General features: G+C 58.2%; 2 protein-coding genes. Both read left to right on the top strand.

The window, feature by feature from the left end:
• Positions 1 to 678 (top strand): ROK family protein (locus AC11W3_RS20760; protein WP_484093692.1); only part of this gene is annotated, 678 nt, incomplete at its 5' end.
• Positions 679 to 738: 60 nt separating this feature from the next.
• Complete coding sequence (locus AC11W3_RS20765) at positions 739 to 1,110, top strand: FKBP-type peptidyl-prolyl cis-trans isomerase (protein ID WP_484090921.1); 372 nt, start codon at positions 739 to 741, stop codon at positions 1,108 to 1,110.
• The last annotated feature ends 535 nt before the right edge of the window (positions 1,111 to 1,645 follow it).

Consider the following 1,645-nt stretch of genomic DNA (forward strand, 5'->3'; position numbering starts at 1 on the left):
GGCCTGGTCCGTAACGCCAACTCCGTCTGCCTCATCGGCCAACCCTTCCCCGCTGACCTGGAGCGGCTGTTGGGAATCCCCGTCCGCGTCCGCAACGATGCCGACTGTTTCACCTTGGCCGAGTGCCGCAAGGGGGCCGGTGCCGGATACGGACTGGTATTCGGCGTCATCATGGGAACCGGGTGCGGCGGCGGGATAGCTATCGATGGTGAAGTGCGGGAAGGGCCGCACCGCATCTGCGGGGAATGGGGACACATCTCCGTGGACCCGGCGGGCGCCGACTGTTACTGCGGCAACCGCGGCTGCGTCGAGACCAAGATCAGCGGCTCCGGTGTCGAGAGAGCCTTCAGGGCCGGCTATGGTGAAGATCTGCGGATGGACCAGATCGTTGTCGGGGCGAGACGCGGGGAGCCCCATTGCCGGGAGGCATTCGGCGCCTTCCTGGACGACTTCGGGCGCAGCCTGGGCGGCATAATTTCCGTCCTCGATCCCGACGCGGTGGTGCTGGGAGGCGGCCTCTCCAACATCGACGAGCTCTATACGGCGGGCAGCGAGAGGGTGCGGCACTACGCCTTCCACGACGACCTTCGCACTCCCATTCTCAAAAATCAGCTCGGCGATTCCGCCGGGGTCTTCGGCGCCGCGTGGATAGGAGGCCCTGCCGTTTGTAAAGGGTAGTCATCCTGCTATAGTTTGATACTTCGGGAGTCGAGGAAGTAAACGGCGCGGAGGTCTCACATGGATATCAAGGGCAAACGGGTCAAGATCAGGTATCAGTGCAAAACGCAGAATGGCAAGGCCTGCAACCTCTCGGACCAAGAAAGCCTTGAGTTCACAGCGGGGGCGCGGACCGTTCCCCCATCTCTGGAAGAGGCCATCCTGGCGATGCAGCCCGGTGAGCGCAAGACCATCCTGGTGCCGGCGAAAGAGGTGAACCTCCTTCCCTTCGCCAAGACCGTGGAAACTCCCCCAGGTATATCCTACGATTTCGGGCCCGGAGACTCAGGTGACGTGGCGGAGTTGATACCACCGCACCCCAGGCGTCCCCGCCAACTTGTCCCTGCCGGTGTCGATCTCTATTTAGAAGTCGAACTCGTGGCGATCGAGTAGGTCTAGTAGTACCGGCGGAGCGGTGTCAGACGTTATCCTTCCATTCTCCCCGGCTATCCTGCTGCCGGCTACTTGTGTAACGGGACCAACTGCGTCCCTGTTGCCGGCAACAGTACCTCTCCAACGCAGGTAACTTCTTTCCATCCTCTCTATTCTTTTTGCCGGCAGCGCAACGTCTAAATTCCCTACTCCTGCAATTACTAAGAGTTGACACCCTAATTATTTGTGTGTGCTTTGAGCAAATTAATTATGGTGTTGCAATCAAGTCGCCGGCGGATGCCGTCTAGCCGCTGCAGCCATTCGAACGAGCAGGATAGATGAGTATCTTGGACAGAATGGCTGACGACCTTCATCTACCTCCTTAGCTTGGTCTGGATACTTTACAACATGGCCGTAATCTACCTTTGCCTTTCCAACAAATGGTGCAAAACCACAGGAAACGTTATCCTGACCAAGTTGAAGAGAAACTGTGGCGGACGTGAGAGGAATTCTAATTTCAGAAATCGAGAGGGCTTCTTGGCTCTTTCACTGTCCT

The organism is Geomonas sp. (assembly GCF_056994735.1).

Coding starts and splice junctions, on each gene's coding strand:
- AC11W3_RS20765 (WP_484090921.1), top strand. CDS start 739: ATGGATATCAAGGGCAAACGGGTCAAGATCAGGTATCAGTGCAAAACG.